The 17,125-nt window shown below is 72.3% G+C and carries 15 protein-coding genes and 1 tRNA gene; 6 read left to right on the plus strand and 10 right to left on the minus strand.

The features are described 5' to 3' along the window. Positions 1-13: 13 nt before the first annotated feature. The 3 genes from ACFYXC_RS07090 (at position 14) to ACFYXC_RS07100 (ending at position 2,589) form a co-directional block, all read left to right on the plus strand. On the plus strand, positions 14-1,213 hold the full coding sequence (locus ACFYXC_RS07090; protein WP_389547867.1) for a glycine C-acetyltransferase: 1,200 nt from the start codon (positions 14-16) through the stop codon (positions 1,211-1,213). Between the two features lie 35 nt (positions 1,214-1,248). After that, positions 1,249-2,154: a LysR family transcriptional regulator gene (locus ACFYXC_RS07095; protein WP_388905210.1), complete on the plus strand. Its 906-nt coding sequence runs from the start codon at positions 1,249-1,251 to the stop codon at positions 2,152-2,154. A gap of 75 nt (positions 2,155-2,229) precedes the next feature. Then, complete coding sequence (locus tag ACFYXC_RS07100) at positions 2,230-2,589, plus strand: MmcQ/YjbR family DNA-binding protein (protein ID WP_389547870.1); 360 nt, start codon at positions 2,230-2,232, stop codon at positions 2,587-2,589. Positions 2,590-2,765: 176 nt separating this feature from the next. Here the strand turns inward: ACFYXC_RS07100 and ACFYXC_RS07105 are convergent, their stop codons facing one another. Then, positions 2,766-3,677, minus strand: coding sequence for a transketolase family protein (locus ACFYXC_RS07105; RefSeq protein ID WP_388905212.1), 912 nt, complete (start codon positions 3,675-3,677; stop codon positions 2,766-2,768). An 88-nt stretch (positions 3,678-3,765) separates the two neighbouring features. Beyond that, positions 3,766-4,416, minus strand: coding sequence for a transketolase (locus ACFYXC_RS07110; RefSeq protein ID WP_389548416.1), 651 nt, complete (start codon positions 4,414-4,416; stop codon positions 3,766-3,768). A 255-nt stretch (positions 4,417-4,671) separates the two neighbouring features. Here ACFYXC_RS07110 and ACFYXC_RS07115 point away from each other — a divergent pair. Beyond that, positions 4,672-4,748: transfer RNA gene (locus ACFYXC_RS07115), tRNA-Pro, on the plus strand. 437 nt (positions 4,749-5,185) lie between these two features. Here the strand turns inward: ACFYXC_RS07115 and ACFYXC_RS07120 are convergent. The 5 genes from ACFYXC_RS07120 to ACFYXC_RS07140 form a co-directional block, all read right to left on the minus strand. Further along, positions 5,186-5,713: an NUDIX hydrolase family protein gene (locus ACFYXC_RS07120; RefSeq protein WP_388906356.1), complete on the minus strand. Its 528-nt coding sequence runs from the start codon at positions 5,711-5,713 to the stop codon at positions 5,186-5,188. A 139-nt stretch (positions 5,714-5,852) separates the two neighbouring features. After that, positions 5,853-6,920, minus strand: a complete 1,068-nt coding sequence (locus ACFYXC_RS07125; RefSeq protein ID WP_388905213.1) for an iron-siderophore ABC transporter substrate-binding protein — start codon at positions 6,918-6,920, stop codon at positions 5,853-5,855. Continuing rightward, a complete protein-coding gene (locus ACFYXC_RS07130; RefSeq protein ID WP_389547875.1) occupies positions 6,920-8,758 on the minus strand; it encodes an ABC transporter ATP-binding protein in 1,839 nt (612 codons plus the stop codon). The genes ACFYXC_RS07125 and ACFYXC_RS07130 overlap by 1 nt, the downstream gene beginning before the upstream one ends. Further along, the gene (locus ACFYXC_RS07135; RefSeq protein WP_389547879.1) at positions 8,755-10,449 is read right to left on the minus strand and encodes an ABC transporter ATP-binding protein; all 1,695 of its coding nucleotides are present in this window, start codon (positions 10,447-10,449) and stop codon (positions 8,755-8,757) included. The genes ACFYXC_RS07130 and ACFYXC_RS07135 overlap by 4 nt, the downstream gene beginning before the upstream one ends. Before the next feature lie 157 nt (positions 10,450-10,606). Next, positions 10,607-11,944 (minus strand): lysine N(6)-hydroxylase/L-ornithine N(5)-oxygenase family protein, encoded by a 1,338-nt coding sequence (locus ACFYXC_RS07140; RefSeq protein ID WP_389547881.1) that lies wholly within the window; start codon positions 11,942-11,944, stop codon positions 10,607-10,609. Positions 11,945-12,029: 85 nt separating this feature from the next. Here ACFYXC_RS07140 and ACFYXC_RS07145 point away from each other — a divergent pair, with 85 nt between their 5' ends. Beyond that, on the plus strand, positions 12,030-12,977 hold the full coding sequence (locus ACFYXC_RS07145) for a methionyl-tRNA formyltransferase (RefSeq protein WP_388905219.1): 948 nt from the start codon (positions 12,030-12,032) through the stop codon (positions 12,975-12,977). A gap of 23 nt (positions 12,978-13,000) precedes the next feature. Beyond that, entirely contained in the window at positions 13,001-13,849 is an 849-nt protein-coding gene (gene argB / locus ACFYXC_RS07150) for an acetylglutamate kinase (protein ID WP_389548418.1), read from the plus strand. 67 nt (positions 13,850-13,916) lie between these two features. On the opposite strand, the gene ACFYXC_RS07155 is transcribed toward argB, so the two are convergent. The 3 genes from ACFYXC_RS07155 to ACFYXC_RS07165 all read right to left on the minus strand — a co-directional run bounded on the left by ACFYXC_RS07155 (position 13,917) and on the right by ACFYXC_RS07165 (position 16,946). Next, positions 13,917-14,816, minus strand: coding sequence for an ABC transporter ATP-binding protein (locus tag ACFYXC_RS07155; protein WP_389547884.1), 900 nt, complete (start codon positions 14,814-14,816; stop codon positions 13,917-13,919). A gap of 4 nt (positions 14,817-14,820) precedes the next feature. Next, positions 14,821-15,840, minus strand: coding sequence for a FecCD family ABC transporter permease (locus tag ACFYXC_RS07160; protein WP_389548421.1), 1,020 nt, complete (start codon positions 15,838-15,840; stop codon positions 14,821-14,823). Between the two features lie 83 nt (positions 15,841-15,923). After that, the gene (locus ACFYXC_RS07165) at positions 15,924-16,946 is read right to left on the minus strand and encodes a FecCD family ABC transporter permease (RefSeq protein WP_388905224.1); all 1,023 of its coding nucleotides are present in this window, start codon (positions 16,944-16,946) and stop codon (positions 15,924-15,926) included. Between the last annotated feature and the right edge of the window lie 179 nt (positions 16,947-17,125).

The following is a 17,125-nucleotide window of genomic DNA, read 5'->3' on the forward strand; positions in this document are numbered from 1 at the left end:
GTAAGGACTGACGATGTTCGACTCCGTACGCGACGACCTCCGCACCACCCTCGAAGAGATCCGCGCCGCCGGACTGCACAAGCCCGAGCGCGTCATCGGCACCCCGCAGTCCGCGACCGTGAACGTCACCGCGGGCGGCCGCCCCGGTGAGGTGCTGAACTTCTGCGCCAACAACTACCTCGGCCTCGCCGACCACCCGGAGGTCGTCGCCGCCGCCCACGAGGCGCTCGACCGCTGGGGCTACGGCATGGCGTCCGTGCGCTTCATCTGCGGTACGCAGGAGGTGCACAAGGAGCTGGAGGCGCGGCTGTCCGCGTTCCTCGGCCAGGAGGACACGATCCTCTACTCCTCGTGCTTCGACGCCAACGGCGGAGTGTTCGAGACCCTGCTCGGCGCGGAGGACGCGGTCATCTCCGACGCCCTCAACCACGCGTCGATCATCGACGGCATCCGGCTGTCGAAGGCCCGCAGGTTCCGCTACGCGAACCGTGATCTCGCCGACCTGGAACAGCAGTTGAAGGAGGCCGCGGGAGCCCGCCGCAGGCTGGTCGTCACCGACGGCGTCTTCTCCATGGACGGCTACGTGGCCCCGCTGCGCGAGATCTGCGACCTCGCCGACCGCTACGACGCCATGGTGATGGTCGACGACTCGCACGCCGTCGGCTTCGTCGGCCCGGGCGGCCGGGGCACCCCCGAACTGCACGGCGTCATGGACCGCGTCGACATCATCACGGGCACCCTCGGCAAGGCCCTCGGCGGCGCGTCCGGCGGGTACGTCGCCGCCCGCGCCGAGATCGTCGCGCTGCTGCGCCAGCGCTCACGCCCGTACCTGTTCTCGAACACCCTGGCCCCGGTGATCGCCGCCGCCTCGCTCAGGGTCCTGGACCTGCTGGAGTCGGCCGACGACCTGCGCGAGCGGCTCGCGGCGAACACCGCGCTGTTCCGCTCCCGGATGACCGAGGAGGGCTTCGACATCCTTCCCGGCGACCACGCCATCGCCCCGGTGATGATCGGCGACGCGTCCGTGGCCGGACGGATGGCGGAGCTGCTCCTGGAGCGCGGGGTGTACGTGATCGGCTTCTCGTACCCCGTGGTCCCGCAGGGCAGGGCCCGGATCCGCGTACAGCTGTCCGCCGCGCACTCCACCGAGGACGTGAACCGCGCCGTGGACGCCTTCGTGGCGGCCCGCGCGGAGCTGGCGGAGGCAGCCTGAGCCGCACGGCGTGAACCTTTGAGAGAATCGGTCGCATGATCGAAGCGCGGCGGCTCCACATCCTCCGGGCGGTTGCCGACCACCGTACGGTGACCGCCGCTGCCGCCGCGCTCTACCTCACCCCCTCCGCGGTCTCCCAGCAGCTGACGGCCCTGGAGCAGGAGACGGGGCACCGGCTGGTCGAGCGCGGGGCCCGGGGCGTACGGCTGACTCCCGCGGGCGAGATCCTGCTCAGCCACACCAACGCGGTCCTCGCCCAGCTGGAGCGGGCCGAGGCGGAACTCGCCGCGTACAGCTCGGGTTCCGCCGGGACGGTCACCGTCGCCTCCTTCGCGACCGGTATCGGCCTGGTCGTCGCGCCCGCCCTGGCCCGGCTCGCGCGCACGGCGCCCGGCATCCGTCTGCGGGTCCAGGACGCCGAGGGCGACGCCAGCCTGCCGATGGTGCTGGACCGGCAGGTCGACGTGGCCGTCGCCGTCGAGTACCGGGGCGCCCCGGACGCCGACGACCCCCGTCTCGCGCACGTCCCGCTCTACGCCGAGCCGTTCGACGCCGTCGTGCCGCAGAACCACCGCCTCGCCGACCGTACGGAGGTGCCGCTCGCCGAGCTGGCGAAGGACCCCTGGATCGGCCCGTACCCGGGAAACCCCTGCCATGACGTGGTGGTCCTGGCCTGCGAGCACGCCGGCTTCCAGCCCGGTCTCGAACACTCCTCGGACGACTTCCGGGCGGTCGTCGCCCTGGCGTCGGCGGACGCGGGGGTCGCCCTCGTGCCGCGCTCGGCCCTCCTGGGCATGGACCTCGCGGGAGTGGTCGTCCGCCCGGTCGACGGCGTCGCCCCCACCCGCCGGGTCTTCGCCGCGGTACGCCGGGGAGCCGAGGCCCACCCGCTGATCCGGCCGGTGCTGGAGGCGCTGGCGGACGTGGCCCCCGTGCGGTGAGATGAAGGGGATCGTCCCGCATCTGGGACAGCATCCCGCAGGTCGTTGTCAGTGTCATTGGCTACGGTGCGTCCCATGCAGGATGCCGAAGACGTACGCCGAATCTGTCTCTCTCTGCCGGACACGACGGAGAAGACCGCCTGGAGCATGCCCACCTTCCGGGTGGCGGGGAAGATGTTCGCCACCCTGCCGGAGGAGGAGACGTCCATCGCCGTGCGCTGTCCCAAGGACGAGCGCGACGAACTGGTCCTCGCGGAGCCCGGGAAGTTCTGGATCGCCGACCACGAGGCCGGCTTCGCCTGGGTACGGGTGCGGCTCGCCGCCCTGGAGGACGCGGACGAGCTGCGTGACATCCTGGCGGACTCCTGGCGCCAGGCCGCGCCGGCCCGGTTGCTGGAGTCCTACCCGGAGTTGGGGATCGCGGCGGGCGGCTGAGGTGCGTTGTCAGTGCCGCGTGGCATGATCCGAAGGCGGTGGGAGCGCGGCGCACGGGGGCCGCGCTCCCACCGCACGGACTGCTGCCGACGGGGCCGGAAGGAGTGCGGCCGTCGTACGGGGCGGCGGCGCGGTGCCCCGCACGAGGCCCTGCGGGGAGGCCCCGTCCTGCGGGCTCAGACCCGCACCCGCGCGTCCAGGAACCCGGCGATCCGCTCCCGCAGCGTCGCCGCGTCCAGCCCGTGCGCCGCCACATGCTCCTCGACGAGGCCGTAGCGGCGCAGTTCCCGGCGTCCGACACCGAGGCCGAGCACGCGGTGCGGGAGGTTCACGAGGGCGTCGTTCACGGCTGCCGTCGACGTCCCGGCCAGGTACGGCTCGACCAGTACCACGTCGGTGCCGGCCGCTGCCGTGGCCCGCCGCAGCGCCGCCGCGTCGAAGGGCCGCACGGTCGTCGCGTACAGCACGGTGACGTCGAGCCCCTCCGTCGCGCCGAGCACCCCGTCGAGCAGGGGGCCGACCGCGACGACCACACCGGCCCGGCCCTCGCGGACGGTGCGGAACCGGGCGCCGTCGACGGGAGACGCCTCGGCGTTGGACTGCTCGGACAGCCGCACGTACACCTTGTCGTCGCCCGCCGCGACGGCGTGCCGCAGCAGCGTCTCGGCCTCGTCCGGGTGTCCCGGCACGTGTACGGTCCAGCCGTCCAGGGTGTCGAGCAGGGCGACGTCGCCGGGGGACATGTGGGTGTAGCCGCCCGCCGGCCAGTCGAACGACGCGGCCGCGCTGACCAGCACCGCGCCGGCGTCCTGGTGCCCGAGGTCCAGCTTGACCTGCTCGAAGGGGCGCTCGACGAGGAAACTGGCGAAGGTGTGCACCACGGGCCGCAGGCCGGTCAGCGCCAGGCCCGCGCCCGCCCCGATCAGCAGCTGCTCGCGGATGCCGACGTTGATCACCCGGTCCGGATGCCGGCGGCCGGCCTCCTCGAAACCGGCCGCACCGATCTCGGCGAGGACGACGGCGACGCGCGGATCCTCGTCGAGCAACCGCGAGACGACAGGTGCGAACCGGTCACGCATGGTGTCCATGGGAAACCTTTCAAAAGGGCCAGAGGCGGAGAGAGTCAGGAGAGGCAGGAGCGGCGGGCAGCGGAGGGAGCGGGCGGGAACCGCTCCCTCACTCGCCCTTCGGCTCGACCCGGGCGACGACCACATGGGGACGTCCCGGATGCGGCGCCGTGAACGCGCTGTACAGGGCCTCGTGGTCCCGGCCGTCGACGGTGGTGGCGGACCAGCCCGCGGCCTCGAACCTCGCGGCGATCCCGCCGGGCCGCGCCCAGGTCGCGGAGGAGTTGTCGATCACGACGGTATGCAGGCGGTCGAGTCCGGCGGGCCCCGCGTAGGCGATGGCCTCGTGGTTGCTGCCCTCGTCCAGTTCGGCGTCCCCGACGAGCACCCACACGTGCGGGTCGTGGAGTCCCTGGGCCCGCAGGCCCAGCGCCGTGCCGACGGCGATCGGCAGCCCGTGCCCGAGCGAACCGCTGCCGATCTCGGCGCCCGGCACGAGCACCCGGTCCGGATGGTGCCCGAGCGGCGAGTCGTACGAGCCGAATCGCGTGAGCCACTCGACCGGGACGAACCCCTTGGCGGCGAGCACCGCGTAGTACGCCATCGGGCCGTGCCCCTTGGAGAGCAGGAACCTGTCCCGTCCGGGGTCGTCCACGCTCTCCGGGCCGACCCGCAGCACCCGGTCGTAGAGCACCCAGAGCGCGTCGAGCGTGGACGTCGCCGCCGGGCCGTGCTTCTCGTCCCCGCTCATCAGCCCCATCAGGCCGGACAGCGCGCCGTACCTGTCGAGCCCCTTCCGGCCCCTGTCGCCGTCGCCGGCCCCGTCCTTGTCGCCGTGGCCGTACCCGTGCCGGTGTTCTTCCGCTGTCGTCGTCATACGGACGATCGTGCAACCTCAAGCAAGATTGAGGTCAAGAGGCGGCCGCGGACAAAAGGAGTGCGCGACCACCGACTCGAGTGCGGTATTGTTTCGGTGCGCGTTCAGCCAGGGGAAATCCCAGGTCACAACGGGCAACGGGACGTGGCGCAGCTTGGTAGCGCACTTGACTGGGGGTCAAGGGGTCGCAGGTTCAAATCCTGTCGTCCCGACCAGCTTTTGCAGGTCGGAGCCGTTCTCTCACTTGATGGGAGAGCGGCTTTTCGTTCGTGGACACCGCCGCGGCCCCGGGTCCGTCCGCCGTCGGTGCGTCGTCCGGCCCCGCCGCCGTCGGGGTGGGCTCGCGCCGCAGCAGGGCGAGACCGGACAGGGCCGCGACCGCTGCCGCGAAGCTGCCGATGCCGAGGGTGACCACCAGCGTGCCGATCCAGTCGGGCAGTTGGCGGCCCCGGCCCTCCCCGCCGCCGCACCCGCAGGGCAGCCCTCCGCAATCCCGCCTACCGGGAGACCCTGCGCCGGTCGGCCGGGAAGGTCGTCCCGTTCCTCACCGAGGCGGGTCTCATCGGCGGTCCGAGCAGCTGGCTCCGGCGGCGGGCCCACCTGCTGTGACGGCCCGCCGCCGAGACCTCCGCGGAGCTCGCGCCGCGTGCCTTCAGGTCAGGCAGCCCACATGCGCGAGGGCCTGCTTGAGCAGCGCGCCGTGGCCGCCCGGCATCTCGTTGAGGACCATGGGGGAGGATGCCTCCTCGGGGCTGAACCAGACCAGGTCCAGCGCGTCCTGGCGGGGCCGGCAGTCGCCGGTGACCGGGACGATGTACGCCAGGGACACCGCGTGCTGGCGCGGGTCGTGGAACGGCGTGGCGCCCAGTGTCGGGAAGTACTCGGCCACCGTGAAGGGCTGCAGCGAGGCGGGCACCCGGGGGAGCGCGACCGGGCCCAGATCCTTCTCCAGGTGACGCAGCAGGGCGTCCCTGACCCGCTCGTGGTGCAGCACCCGGCCGGAGACGAGCGCGCGGCTGACCGCACCGCCCGACCCCATGCGGAGCAGCAGTCCGATGCTGGTCACTTCGCCGCTGTCGTCGACGCGCACCGGCACGGCTTCGACGTACAGGATCGGCATGCGGGCGCGAGCCTGCTCCAGCTCGTCGTGAGGCAGCCAGCCGGGCGTGGTATCGGTCATGTCAGACATTGGTTGATCATACTTTCAGCCTCTGGTGTCGCGAGCGTGTCGCCCGACACAGCGGGGTCCGGGGTCACGGATCATCCATGACCCCGGAGCCTTATATCCGCTCGTCCCCGCCGCAACCGCGAGGTCACTCCTAGGAGGTCGGGTCGGTCACCTTCGTGGCGGTGTCGCCGTCGACGGCGGCGGCCAGCTGCGGGACCAGCCGCTCCAGCATGTACGGCAGGCTGAGCACCGAGACGAAGGAGACGGAGTTGCCGTAGTCGCCGCTCTCCTCGACGAAGACCTCACGGCCCTGCTCGACCACGTCCAGGTCGCCGTAGAGCGCGTTCTTGTGGAGCGACGCCTCGTCCTTCTTCCTGTCCCCGACGATCCAGACGGCGGCGTCGGTGTTCAGCAGGTCGGTACGTTCCTTGCTGATGTTGGCGCCGAACTCGTCACCGATGACCTTGTCCAGGTCGGTCGGCAGCTTGAACCCGAGGTCGGTCAGGATCCGGGAGCGCGGGTCCTGGCTGCCGAAGACGAAGATGCCCTCGTACGGCGTCGCCATCACGGCGGTGGACCCGGCGAACTCCGGGTTGTCCTCGGCTGCGCCAGTGAACTCGTCCTGGACGCCCTTGACCAGGTCCTTCGCCGCGGACTCCTGGCCGAGTGCCTTGCCGATGATCTCGGTCTGCCGCTGCCACGGCACACCGAAGTCGTTGAACTCCTTCGGCTGGGCCACGACGGGCGCGAACTTGGAGAGGGTCGTGTACTGCTCCTTGGTCAGGCCGCCGTAGACCGCGAGGATCAGATCCGGCCGGAGCGCGGCGATCTTCTCCGTCTGGGGACCCGTGCCGGTGTCCTTCAGCACGGTCGGGACCTCGGCGCCGCCCAGTTTGTCCTTGGCCCAGGGGCCGATGGCGCCCTTGTAGCCGCCGAGCCACTCGGTGGTCCCGACGGGCACCTTGCCGAGGGCGAGTACGGCGTCCTGGTCGGTCAGCCCGACCGTGACGATCCGCTTCGGCTCGGACTTGACGGTGGTGCTGCCGTACTTGTGGGCGAGGGTCACCGGGAAGGCGCTGTCCGCGGACGCGGACTTGTCCGCGCCCGCCGAGCCGGAGTCCGGGTCGTCGTCGGAGCCGCAGGCCGCCGCGGTGGTGAACAGGAGGAGCGCGGAGGCGAGCGCCGCGACAAGGCGTGCGCCTCTGGAGGAGCCGGGCATCAGTGGTCCTTCACGGTGGTGGTGTCAGGGCTGGGGTGGTGCGTGGTGCGGTGGTGCGTGGGGGTCTGGTGGGCCGTGCGGGTGCCGGACCACGCCTCCCACAGGGAGGCGTAGGGGCCGGCCGCGGCGCACAGTTCGTCGTGGGTGCCGCTCTCGACGATGCGGCCGCCGTCCATGACGACGATCCGGTCCGCGGTGGCGGCCTGGGTGAGCCGGTGGGCGACGACCAGTGCCGTGCGGCCCTCGACCGCCCGGTCCGCCGCCTGCTCCAGGAGCCGGGCTCCCGTGCTGCCGGCCTCGGCGGTGGCCTCGTCCAGTACGGCGACCGGAGGGTCGGCCAGCACCAGGCGGGCCAGGGCCAGTTGCTGGACCTGCGCCGAGGTGAGGCGGTGCCCGCCGTCGCCGACGACCGTGTCCAGGCCGTCGGGCAGCGCCCCGGCCCAGCCGAGGGCGCCGACCGCGGCCAGTGCCGTACGCAGGTCGCCGTCCGTGGCGCCGGGCCGCGCGAGCCGCAGGTCGTCCGCGAGCGGTCCGGCGAAGACGTGGGTCTCCTGGGTGACCAGGGCGACCGGCAGCCCCGTCCGGGTCGTCCCGCCGGTCACGTGGACCGAGCCGGCCGTCGGCCGGTGGACACCCGCGATGAGTTTGGCGAGCGTGGTCTTGCCCGCGCCGCTCACCCCGACCAGCGCCACCCGCTCACCGGCCCGGAGCGTGAGGTCCACGTCGTGCAGGACGGGACGGCCCGGCTCGTAGGCGTGGTGGACGCCCGTCACGGTGACGGTGCCGCCGTGCGGGTCCGCGGCCCGTGGCGCGGGGGCGGCCGGCTCGGGCGTCGGCTCGTCGGCGACGCCGACCAGGCGGGCGAGTGCGGCGGTCGCCGACTGGGCGTCGTCCAGCAGGACCAGCGCCGAGTTGACCGGTGTGAACAGGCTGTGGAAGTAGAGCGCGGCGGCCGTCGCCGTACCGATGGACACCGACCCGCCGCGCACCAGCAGGAACCCGGTGACGAGGACCGCCGCGAGTCCGGCGTACTCGGCCACGTGCAGCCGGTTGTAGAAGTTCAGCACCAGCCGTACGCCGCGCAGCGTCAGCTCGACCGCCGCCGACGAGCGCCGCTTCACCCGGGCGGTGTGCTCCTCCTCCAGCCGGAACGCCCGTACGGTGCCGGCGCCCGAGACGGTGTCCAGCAACTGCTGCTGCTGGGCGCCCGTCGCGATCCGCTGCTCGGCGTAGAGCGGCACGGCGTTGCGTACGTACCAGCGCGCGGTGGACGCCTGGACGGGCACCGCGATCAGTGCCGCGAGGAAGAACCGCCAGTCCAGCGCGGCCATCGCGGCCAGGGTCAGCGCGATGGCCAGCAGGGAGCGGGCCAGTTCGGGCAGCGCGGAGCGCACCGCCTCGCCCACCACCGAGACGTCCCGGGTGACGCGTGCCGTCAGGTCGCCTGCGCCCGCCTTCTCCACCTGTTCCAGGGGCAGTCGCAGGGCCTTCTCGACGAACCGCTCGCGCAGTTGTGCCAGCACGGTCTCGCCGAGCCGGGCCACCAGTGCCAGTCCCGCCACGGTGGCCGCGCCCTGCGCGAGGGCGACCAGCACCAGCAGGACGACCGGCCAGGTGACGCTCCCCGGCGGGCGGTGCTCGGCGACCAGGTCCACGATCCGGCCCAGCAGCGGCTGGACCAGCAGACCCACGGCGGTCGCCACGACCATCATGGCGAAGCCGCCGAGCGCCAGGCGCCGGTGCGGGCGGACCAGTTCGCGTACGGCGGCGCGCGTACGGGCCTGTGTCGCGGTGGGCAGCAGTTCCCGGCGCGAGGACGCCTGATCGAGGTCGCTCATGCCAGCACCGCCGCCCGGTAGATCTCATGACGGGTTATCAGGTCCGCGTGCGGGGCCGTGGCGGTGACCAGACCGTCGTCGAGCAGCACCACCCGGTCGGTCACGGAGAGCAGCGCCGGGCTGGTGGTCACGAGCACCGTGGTGCGGCCCTTGCGGACCTCGCGCAGGCCGGCCGCGATGCCCGCCTCGGTCACCGCGTCGACCGCCGTGGTCGGGTCGTGCACCACCAGGACGGGCCGGTCGGCCGCCAACGCCCGTGCGAGGGCGATCCGCTGGCGCTGACCGCCGGAGAGCGAGCGGCCGCGCTCGCTGACCGCGGTGTCCTCGCCCCCGGGCAGGGTCCGGGCGACCTGGGCGACTCCGGCGGCCGTCATGGCGGGTTCGGGATCGCCGGACTCGGGGGCGGCGGCCGTGACGTTGTCGCGGACGGTGCCTTCGAACAGGTCCGCGTCGTGCTCGGCCACCAGTACGGCCGTACGCAGCTCGGCCGGGTCCAGGTCCCGCAGGGACACCCCGTCCAGTTCCACCGTGCCGGCGTCGGGGTCGGCCCGCCGGGCCAGACAGCGCAGCAGGTCGGTGGCGTGGGCGGGGTCGGTGGCGACCACGCCGAGCAGCTCGCCGGGCACGATGTCCAGGTCCACCCCGCGCAGCCCGCCGTGGCTGACGCCGGTGAGCCGGACCGCGCCGCGCACCGGCTGGGGCAGACTCCGGTCGCCCGCGGTGACGCCGTGCGCGGTCGCCAGGACCTCCGCGACCCGCCCGGCGGAGGCCCGGCCCTGGGCGAACTCGGCGTTGGCCCAGGCGAGCACTTCGAGAGGGCCGAGCAGGAAGAGCGCGAGCCCGACCGCCGACACCAACTGGCCCAGGCTGATGCTTCCTTCGGCGGCCAGTCGGCCGCCCACCAGGGCGACTACGGCGATCAGGCAGCCGGTCAGGGCGAGCACCATGCCGCTCTGGAACGCCTGCGCGTCAGCCGCCCGCAGGGTCGCCCGCAGCGAGTCGCGGCTGGTGGCGCGGTAGCGGGCGACGGCCGCCGGCTCGCCGCCGATGCCCTTGAGGATCCTGAGACCGGCCACCAGGTCGGCGGCGACGGCGGACGCGTGGGCCGCGCGCTCCTGTTCGGCCTCGCTGCGGGTCTCCAGGGGCTTGCTCAGCAGGTGCCCGAGCCACAGCAGCACGGGCGTGCCGAGCAGGACGACCAGGCCGAGGAGGACCGAGGTGCGCAGCAGCACGACGGCGCAGGTGAGGATGCCGACCAGGGCCGAGATCCCGTACATGAGCGCCGTGTTGACGCCGCCGACCCGCTTGGCGTCCTCGGTCGCGATGTTGGCCAGGGCGCCGGGCAGCCGGCCCTCCTCGGCGCCGCCGCCCGGGTGCAGGACCCGTCGTACGAGGGTGATGCGCAAGGTGTGCTCGGAGCGCACGGCGGACCGGTCGCCCGCCCAGGCGCCGAAGCGGAAGGACAGGGCCAGCGCGACATAGACCACGGCGAGGACGCCGAGCCACAGGAGCAGGGCGCCGGTGTCGGACCCGGTCACGGCCCGGTCGATCACCACGCCGATCAGGACCGGCACCAGCGCCTCGCCCATCTGGTGCCCGGAACCGAGCAGCGAGCCGAGGGCGACGTCCCGGCGCTGCCCTCTGACCGACTCCCGCAGGACGTCACGTCCCGACGGATATGAAGGACTCACCCGTAACCCCTCCGGGATCGGACGAAGAGAACTTAGGTGAGGCTACTCTAAGTTGCTGACCTTGGCATTGCCCAGTGAGGGCGTATCGGACCCGTGACGTCCGCGCGGGTGTGACGGCACGGGACCCGTGACGTCACACCCCGCCGGGGCGGCCCCCTCAGCCGGTTCGCACGGCCAGGTCGCTCGTGCGATGGGCGAGCAGGGACTCCAGGATCTCGCCGGAGCGGACCGCCGTCGTGGACAGCAGGGTCGAGGTGAGGCCGTGCGTGTGCTCGGTCGCGCCCTGGAGATAGATGCCCGCGCTGACGTCGGGGGTGAGCTCGACCCGGTGGTCGCGCCCGACGCGTACGGCGTCCTTGTCGTCCCGCAGACAGAGTTTCGCGGTTCTGCCGAGCAGGGCGTCGAGATCTCTGGGGCGGTAGCCGGTCGCGTGGACCAGGACGTCCGCGGAGAGCACCTCCCGTTCCCCGGTGGGGAGATACTCGACGGTGACCTCCAGGTGGTCGTCGAAGGTGCGCACGTCCCGGATGCGGGACACGTTGCGCAGGCGCAGCCGCTCGCGTCCCTGGACCTTCTCGCGGTACATCGTCGCGTAGAGCGACTCGATGAGGTCCATGTCGACCACCGAGTAGTTGGTGCTGCGGTGGTAGTCGACCAGGGACTGCTTCACCTCCGGGGCGGACCGGAAGTAGACGTCCACGGCCTCCGGATCGAAGATCCGGTTGGCGAACGGGCTGTCGTCGGCCGGTGTGTACCCGTACTTCGCGAAGATCGCGCAGATCTCCGCCTCGGGGAAGGACCGGTGCAGGTAGTCGAGTGCCTCGGCGCCGCTCTGGCCCGCGCCGAGCACCAGGACGCGGCCCACCGGGTCACCGGAGGCCGTCAGCTCGCGGACGCGCGGCACGAGCTGGCTGTTGTGCCAGATGCGGTCCGACAGGGCCGTGTCCGGCGGCAGATGCGGCTCCAGGCCGACGGCCACCGAGATGTTCCGCGCCCTTCGGGTGACGGTCCGGCCGGGTGCGCCGGGCACCCGGCTCACGACGTCGAGCCAGCGGACCTCCCCGTCGGGTCCGGTCACCGGGTCGACGGACACGACCTCGTCCGAGTAGTCGACGAGGTGGGCCACGCGGGCGGCCGCCCACTCGAAGTACTCGTGGAACTCGATCCGCAGGGGGAACAGCGTCTTCGCGTTGAGGAAGTCCACCATCCTGCCCCGTTCCCGCAGGAAGCACAGGAAGCTGAAGTCGCTGGTCGGGTTGCGCATGGTGACCAGGTCCTTGAGAAAGGAGACCTGCATCGTGGCGTCCTCGATGAGCATCCCCCGGTGCCAGCCGAACGACGGCTGGCGCTCCAGGAATCCCGCGCTGATCCGGTCCTGTGGCGCGGCTTGGGCGTTGTGTTCCTCAACCGCTATGGCGAGTGCGAGATTTGACGGCCCGAATCCGATTCCGAGCACGTCAAGGACGGCGTCCGGCTCGTCGTGCAGTGCGTTCACCGCAACTTTTCCTTCCCCTAGACGCACCGATGGTAAATAAGGTTAGCCTTACCTTGCAATGGTGTGTCCTAAGAGAGGATCGACTATGCGGGTCGTCATGTTCGGCTATCAGACCTGGGGGCATCGCACCCTCCAGGCTCTGTTGGACTCCGACCACGAGGTGGTCATGGCCGTGACCCACCCCAAGAGCGACCACGTGTACGAGAAGATCTGGGACGACTCGGTGGCCGACCTGGCCGAGAAGCACGGAGTGCCGGTGCTGCTGCGCAACCGGCCCGACGACCCCGAACTGCTCGCCGCCCTGAAGGACGCGCGACCTGACCTGATCGTCGCCAACAACTGGCGCACCGTGCTGCCGCCGGAGATCTTCGACCTCCCCCTCCACGGCACGCTCAACATCCATGACTCGCTGCTCCCGGCGTACGCGGGCTTCTCCCCGCTGATCTGGGCGCTCATCAACGGCGAGCGGGAGGTCGGTGTCACCGCGCACCGCATGAACGCCGAACTCGACGCCGGGGACGTCCTGTTGCAGCGGGCCGTGCCGGTCGGCCCGACCGACACCGTCGCCGACCTGTTCCACCGCACGGTCGACCTGATCGGCCCGGTCGTCGACGAGTCCCTCGGCCTGATCGCCTCGGGCCGCGCCCAGTGGATCCCGCAGGACCGCAGCAGGGCCAGCTTCTTCCACAAGCGGTCCCTGGAGGACAGCCGCATCGACTGGACCTGGCCGGCCGAGGACATCGAGCGGCTCGTACGGGCGCAGTGCGACCCGTACCCCAACGCCTTCACCCACCACCGCGGACAGCGGCTCAGGATCGTCGAGTCCGCGGTGTCGCAGGGGTGTTACGGCGGCACCCCGGGACGCATCTTCATCCGCGAGGGCGACGGAATCGTGATCGTCGCCGGCGCGGAGGCGAGGAACGGCCGGCTGCGCGGGCTGGTCGTCAAGCGGGTGCGCACCGAGGACGGGGCGGAGCACGCAGCGACCGACTACTTCCGCACGATGGGCGGCTACCTGACGGCCCGTCCGTGACCGGGACCGCCGTGTCCGCCGCCGTGGCCGGGCGTCTGGAGTCGCTCGCACCGCTGCGCGGACGCACGGTCGTCGTCAAGTACGGCGGTCACGCGATGACCGACGACACGCTCCGGCGGGCCTTCGCGCGGGACGTCCTCACCCTGCGCGGCGCGGGCGTCCGGCCGGTCGTGGTGCACGGCGGCGGTCCGCAGATCGCCGCCCACCTGGACCGGTTGGGGCTCAGATCCGACTTCCTCGACGGGCTGCGGGTCACCACCCCGGAGACCATGGAGGTCGTACGGATGGTGCTGTCCGGCAAGGTCCAGAAGGACCTGGTCGGACTGCTGAACGAGCACGGGCCGCACGCGGTCGGCCTCAGCGGTGAGGACGGGCACACCCTCACCGCGGTCAAGCGATACGCCGAAGTGGCCGGGAAGAGCGTGGACATCGGCCTGGTCGGGGACGTCACGCGGGTCAACACCGCGGTCGTACGCCTGCTGCTGGAGAGCGGACACATCCCGGTGCTCTCCTCCGTGGGCCGCGGCGAGGACGGGCAGGTCTACAACGTCAACGCGGACACGGCGGCGGGCGCGCTGGCCGCCGCGCTGGGGACCCGGGTGCTGGTCGTCCTCACCGACGTACCGGGACTGTACGCCGACTGGCCCCGGAGCGAGCGGGTCGTCGACCGGATCGGCGCGGGCGAGCTGGAGCGGCTGCTGCCCGGGCTGCACGGCGGTATGGGGCCGAAGATGGAGGCGTGTCTGCGGGCCGTCAGGGGCGGGGTGGGGGTGGCACGGGTCCTCGACGGGCGGGTGCCGCACGCCCTGCTCGACGGGCTGGCCGGCGGGGCGGGGAGTGGCACGACGGTCGTGCCGGACGCGGTGGCGTGAGCGACCGTCCCCGGCCACGGGTGCGGGGAGCCGCTCGCGCGGTTCCCCGCACCCGTGCGGACGGCGCTCAGTGGCCGTGGTGGCGGCCCATCGGGATGACCAGGGGGGTGTGGCTGACCGGGTCCATCGTGATGCGGCAGGTCAGGTCGAAGACGTCCTCGACGGTCTCCGCGGTGATGACCTCGGCCGGGCTGCCCTCGGCGACGATCCTGCCGGCCTTCATGGCGACGACGTGATCGGCGTACCGGCACGCCTGGTTGAGGTCGTGGAGCACCATCACCACCGTGCGGTTCTCGCGGCGGTTGAGGTCGGTGACCAGGTCCAGGACGTCGATCTGGTGGGCCAGGTCGAGGTAGGTCGTCGGTTCGTCGAGCAGCAGCACCGGCGTGCCCTGGGCGACCGCCATGGCGATCCAGGCGCGCTGGCGCTGGCCGCCGGAGAGTTCGTCGACGGGCCGGTCGGCGAGGTCCGTCATGCCGGTGGCCGCCAGCGCCCGGTGCACGGCCTGCTCGTCCGCCTTCGACCACTGCCGCCACCAGGTCTGGTGCGGTGACCGCCCCCGGTTGACCAGGTCGATGACGGTCAGCCCCTCCGGCGCGACCGGGCTCTGCGGCAGGATGCCCAGCCGCTGGGCCAGCTCCCGGCTGGGGATGGACTGCAGGGCCCGGCCGTCGAGGTGGACGGCGCCCTCCTTGGGGGCCAGCAGCCGGGCGAGGGCACGCAGCAGCGTGGACTTGCCGCACGCGTTGGCGCCGACGATGGCCGTGATGCGGCCCGGCGGAACCGCCAGGTCGAGGCCGTCGACCACGATCCGGTTGTCGTACGCCAGGCGCAGACCGCTCGCCCGCAGGTCGGGATCGGGGACGGTGGGCGCACCGGGTCCGGCGGACACGGAGCCGTCCGGCGCACGGCGGCCCGGCACGGGACCGGCCGGCAGGGGATCAGCCGGCAGGGGGTCGGCAGACATGGGATCAACCTCCTGAACCCGCGCGGTTGGCGCGGACGAGCAGCCAGAGCAGGACCGGTGCGCCGAGCACACCGGTGACGATGCCGACCGGCAGTTCCGTGCCGGAGACGAGCGTACGGGCGATGAGGTCGCCGCCCAGGACCACGAGCGCCCCGGTCAGCCCCGAGGCGACCGTCGGCGGCCAGGCCGTACCGGCGAGCCGCTGTGCGATCTGCGGCGCGGCGAGCGCCACGAACGCCACGGGTCCGGCGGACGCGGTGGCGAAGGCGATCAGGCCGACACCGGTGAGCAGGATGGCGAGGCGTACGGGCTGTACGCGCGTGCCGAGACCGGTGGCCACGTCGTCGCCGAGCTGCAGGGTGCGCAGCAGACGGCCGAGGAGCAGGGCCGTCGGCAGCAGGACGGCCAGCGCGACGGCGAGCGGGCCGACCTGACCCCAGGTGCGGCCGTTCAGGTTGCCGACCAGCCAGCCGAGCGCCGCCTGCGCCTGGAAGCGGCCGCCCTTGGCCACCAGGTAGTCGGTGGCGCTCGTGCAGATCCAGGCCACCCCGATGCCGACCAGGATGATGCGGTATCCGGTGGTGCCGCGCCGCCAGGCCAGCGCGTAGACGGTCAGGGCGGTGACGAGCGCGCCGAGCAGTCCGAGGGCCTGGGTGCCCAGGCCGCCGTCCCAGCCCAGCACGATGCCCGCGACCACGGCGGTGCCGGCGCCCTGGGTGAGGCCGATCATGTCGGGGCTGGCGAGGGGATTGCGCGTCATGGTCTGGAAGAGGGCGCCGGAGACCCCGAAGGCGACCCCGGCGAGCAGCCCGACCAGGGCGCGCGGCAGGCGCAGTTCCTCCACGACGAGGACGGTGCCGGGGTCGCCGGAGCCCACCAGGGCCCGGACGACCTCGGTGAAGCCGATCGGGTAGTCGCCGGTCGTCAGGTCCCAGCAGAACAGCAGGAAGGTGCCGGCCGCGAGGACGGCGCAGAGGGCCACCAGCCGGGGACGGAAGACGCCGGAGACGGGCGGCAGAGCCAGCCGGTAGGCGCGGAACTGGCCGGACCCCGAGGAACGGCCGCCGGTGGGACGCGACTTGAGAGCGGAATTCTGGTTCGGCACGCTCACACCTCCGCCAGATTGCGCCGACGGACCATGGCGATGAAGAACGGGCCGCCGATGAAGGCGACCAGTACGCCCGCCTGGATCTCGGTGGGCCGGGCCACGAGACGTCCGAGGATGTCCGCGGCGAGCAGCAGGATGGGCGCGAGCACCGCCGACAGGGGCAGCAGCCAGCGCTGGTCGGGGCCGATGCCCGCCGACTGGGCCAGCACGCGGGCCACATGGGGGACCACCAGGCCGATGAAGACGACCGGGCCGATGACCGCGACCGCGGCCCCCGTCAGCAGGGTGATCGAGGCGACACCCGCCAGCCGCACCAGCCCGAGGCGCCGGCCGAGCGAGGCGGCGACGTCGTCACCGAGGGCCAGGCTGTTGAGGGCCGGCGCGCAGGCCAGCGCCAGCGCCCCGCCGACGACGAGGAAGGGCAGGACCCGCCAGACCATGCCGTCGTCGGCCTCCGCGAGCGAACCGGCGGACCAGAAGCGGAACTTGTTGAGCGCGTCCACGTCGGTGAGCACGATCGCCTGGGTGAACGACCACAGCATCGAGGTGACGGCGATGCCCGCGAGCGCCAGCTTCACCGGGGTCATCCCGGACCGCCCGAGGCCGCCCAGCAGATAGACGGCCACCGTGGCGATCAGCGCCCCGGCGAACGCGAACCACACGTATCCGTAGAGGGAGTTGATGCCGAGCACCCCGACGGCCAGCACGATGGCGAAGGAGGCGCCGGCGCTGACCCCCAGCACTCCGGGGTCGGCGAGCGGATTGCGGGTCAGGGCCTGCATCAGGGCTCCGGCCAGCCCGAGTGCCGCGCCCGCCGTGAGCCCGAGCGCGGTGCGGGGCATGCGCGCCGACCAGACGACGTTGTCGACGAAGCGGCTCGGGGCGTCGCCGAACAGGGCCCGGATCACCTGGTCCGGCGGGACGTTGGCCGCGCCGAGCGCGAGCGAGAGCAGGCAGAGGACGGCCAGGACGGTACCCAGCAGTGTCACGAGAAGGACAGGGCGCACCCTCTTGCCCGTCACCTTGCGGTCTCCAACGGCCAGCTCCCTTAGGTTAGGCAGACCTTAATCGTAGTGGGGATCACGTGTCCCACCGAGACGGGGGCCTTTTGGTTAGGTAATCCTTACCTTAGTATGACCTGCGGTCCTCCGGCTGAGCCGGTTCCGCACACTCTGGAGGCACGGTCAGCTGTGTCCGGTTT

It is taken from the genome of Streptomyces sp. NPDC002701 (assembly GCF_042889045.1).
In the GTDB taxonomy this organism is placed as follows: Bacteria; Actinomycetota; Actinomycetes; order Streptomycetales; family Streptomycetaceae; genus Streptomyces.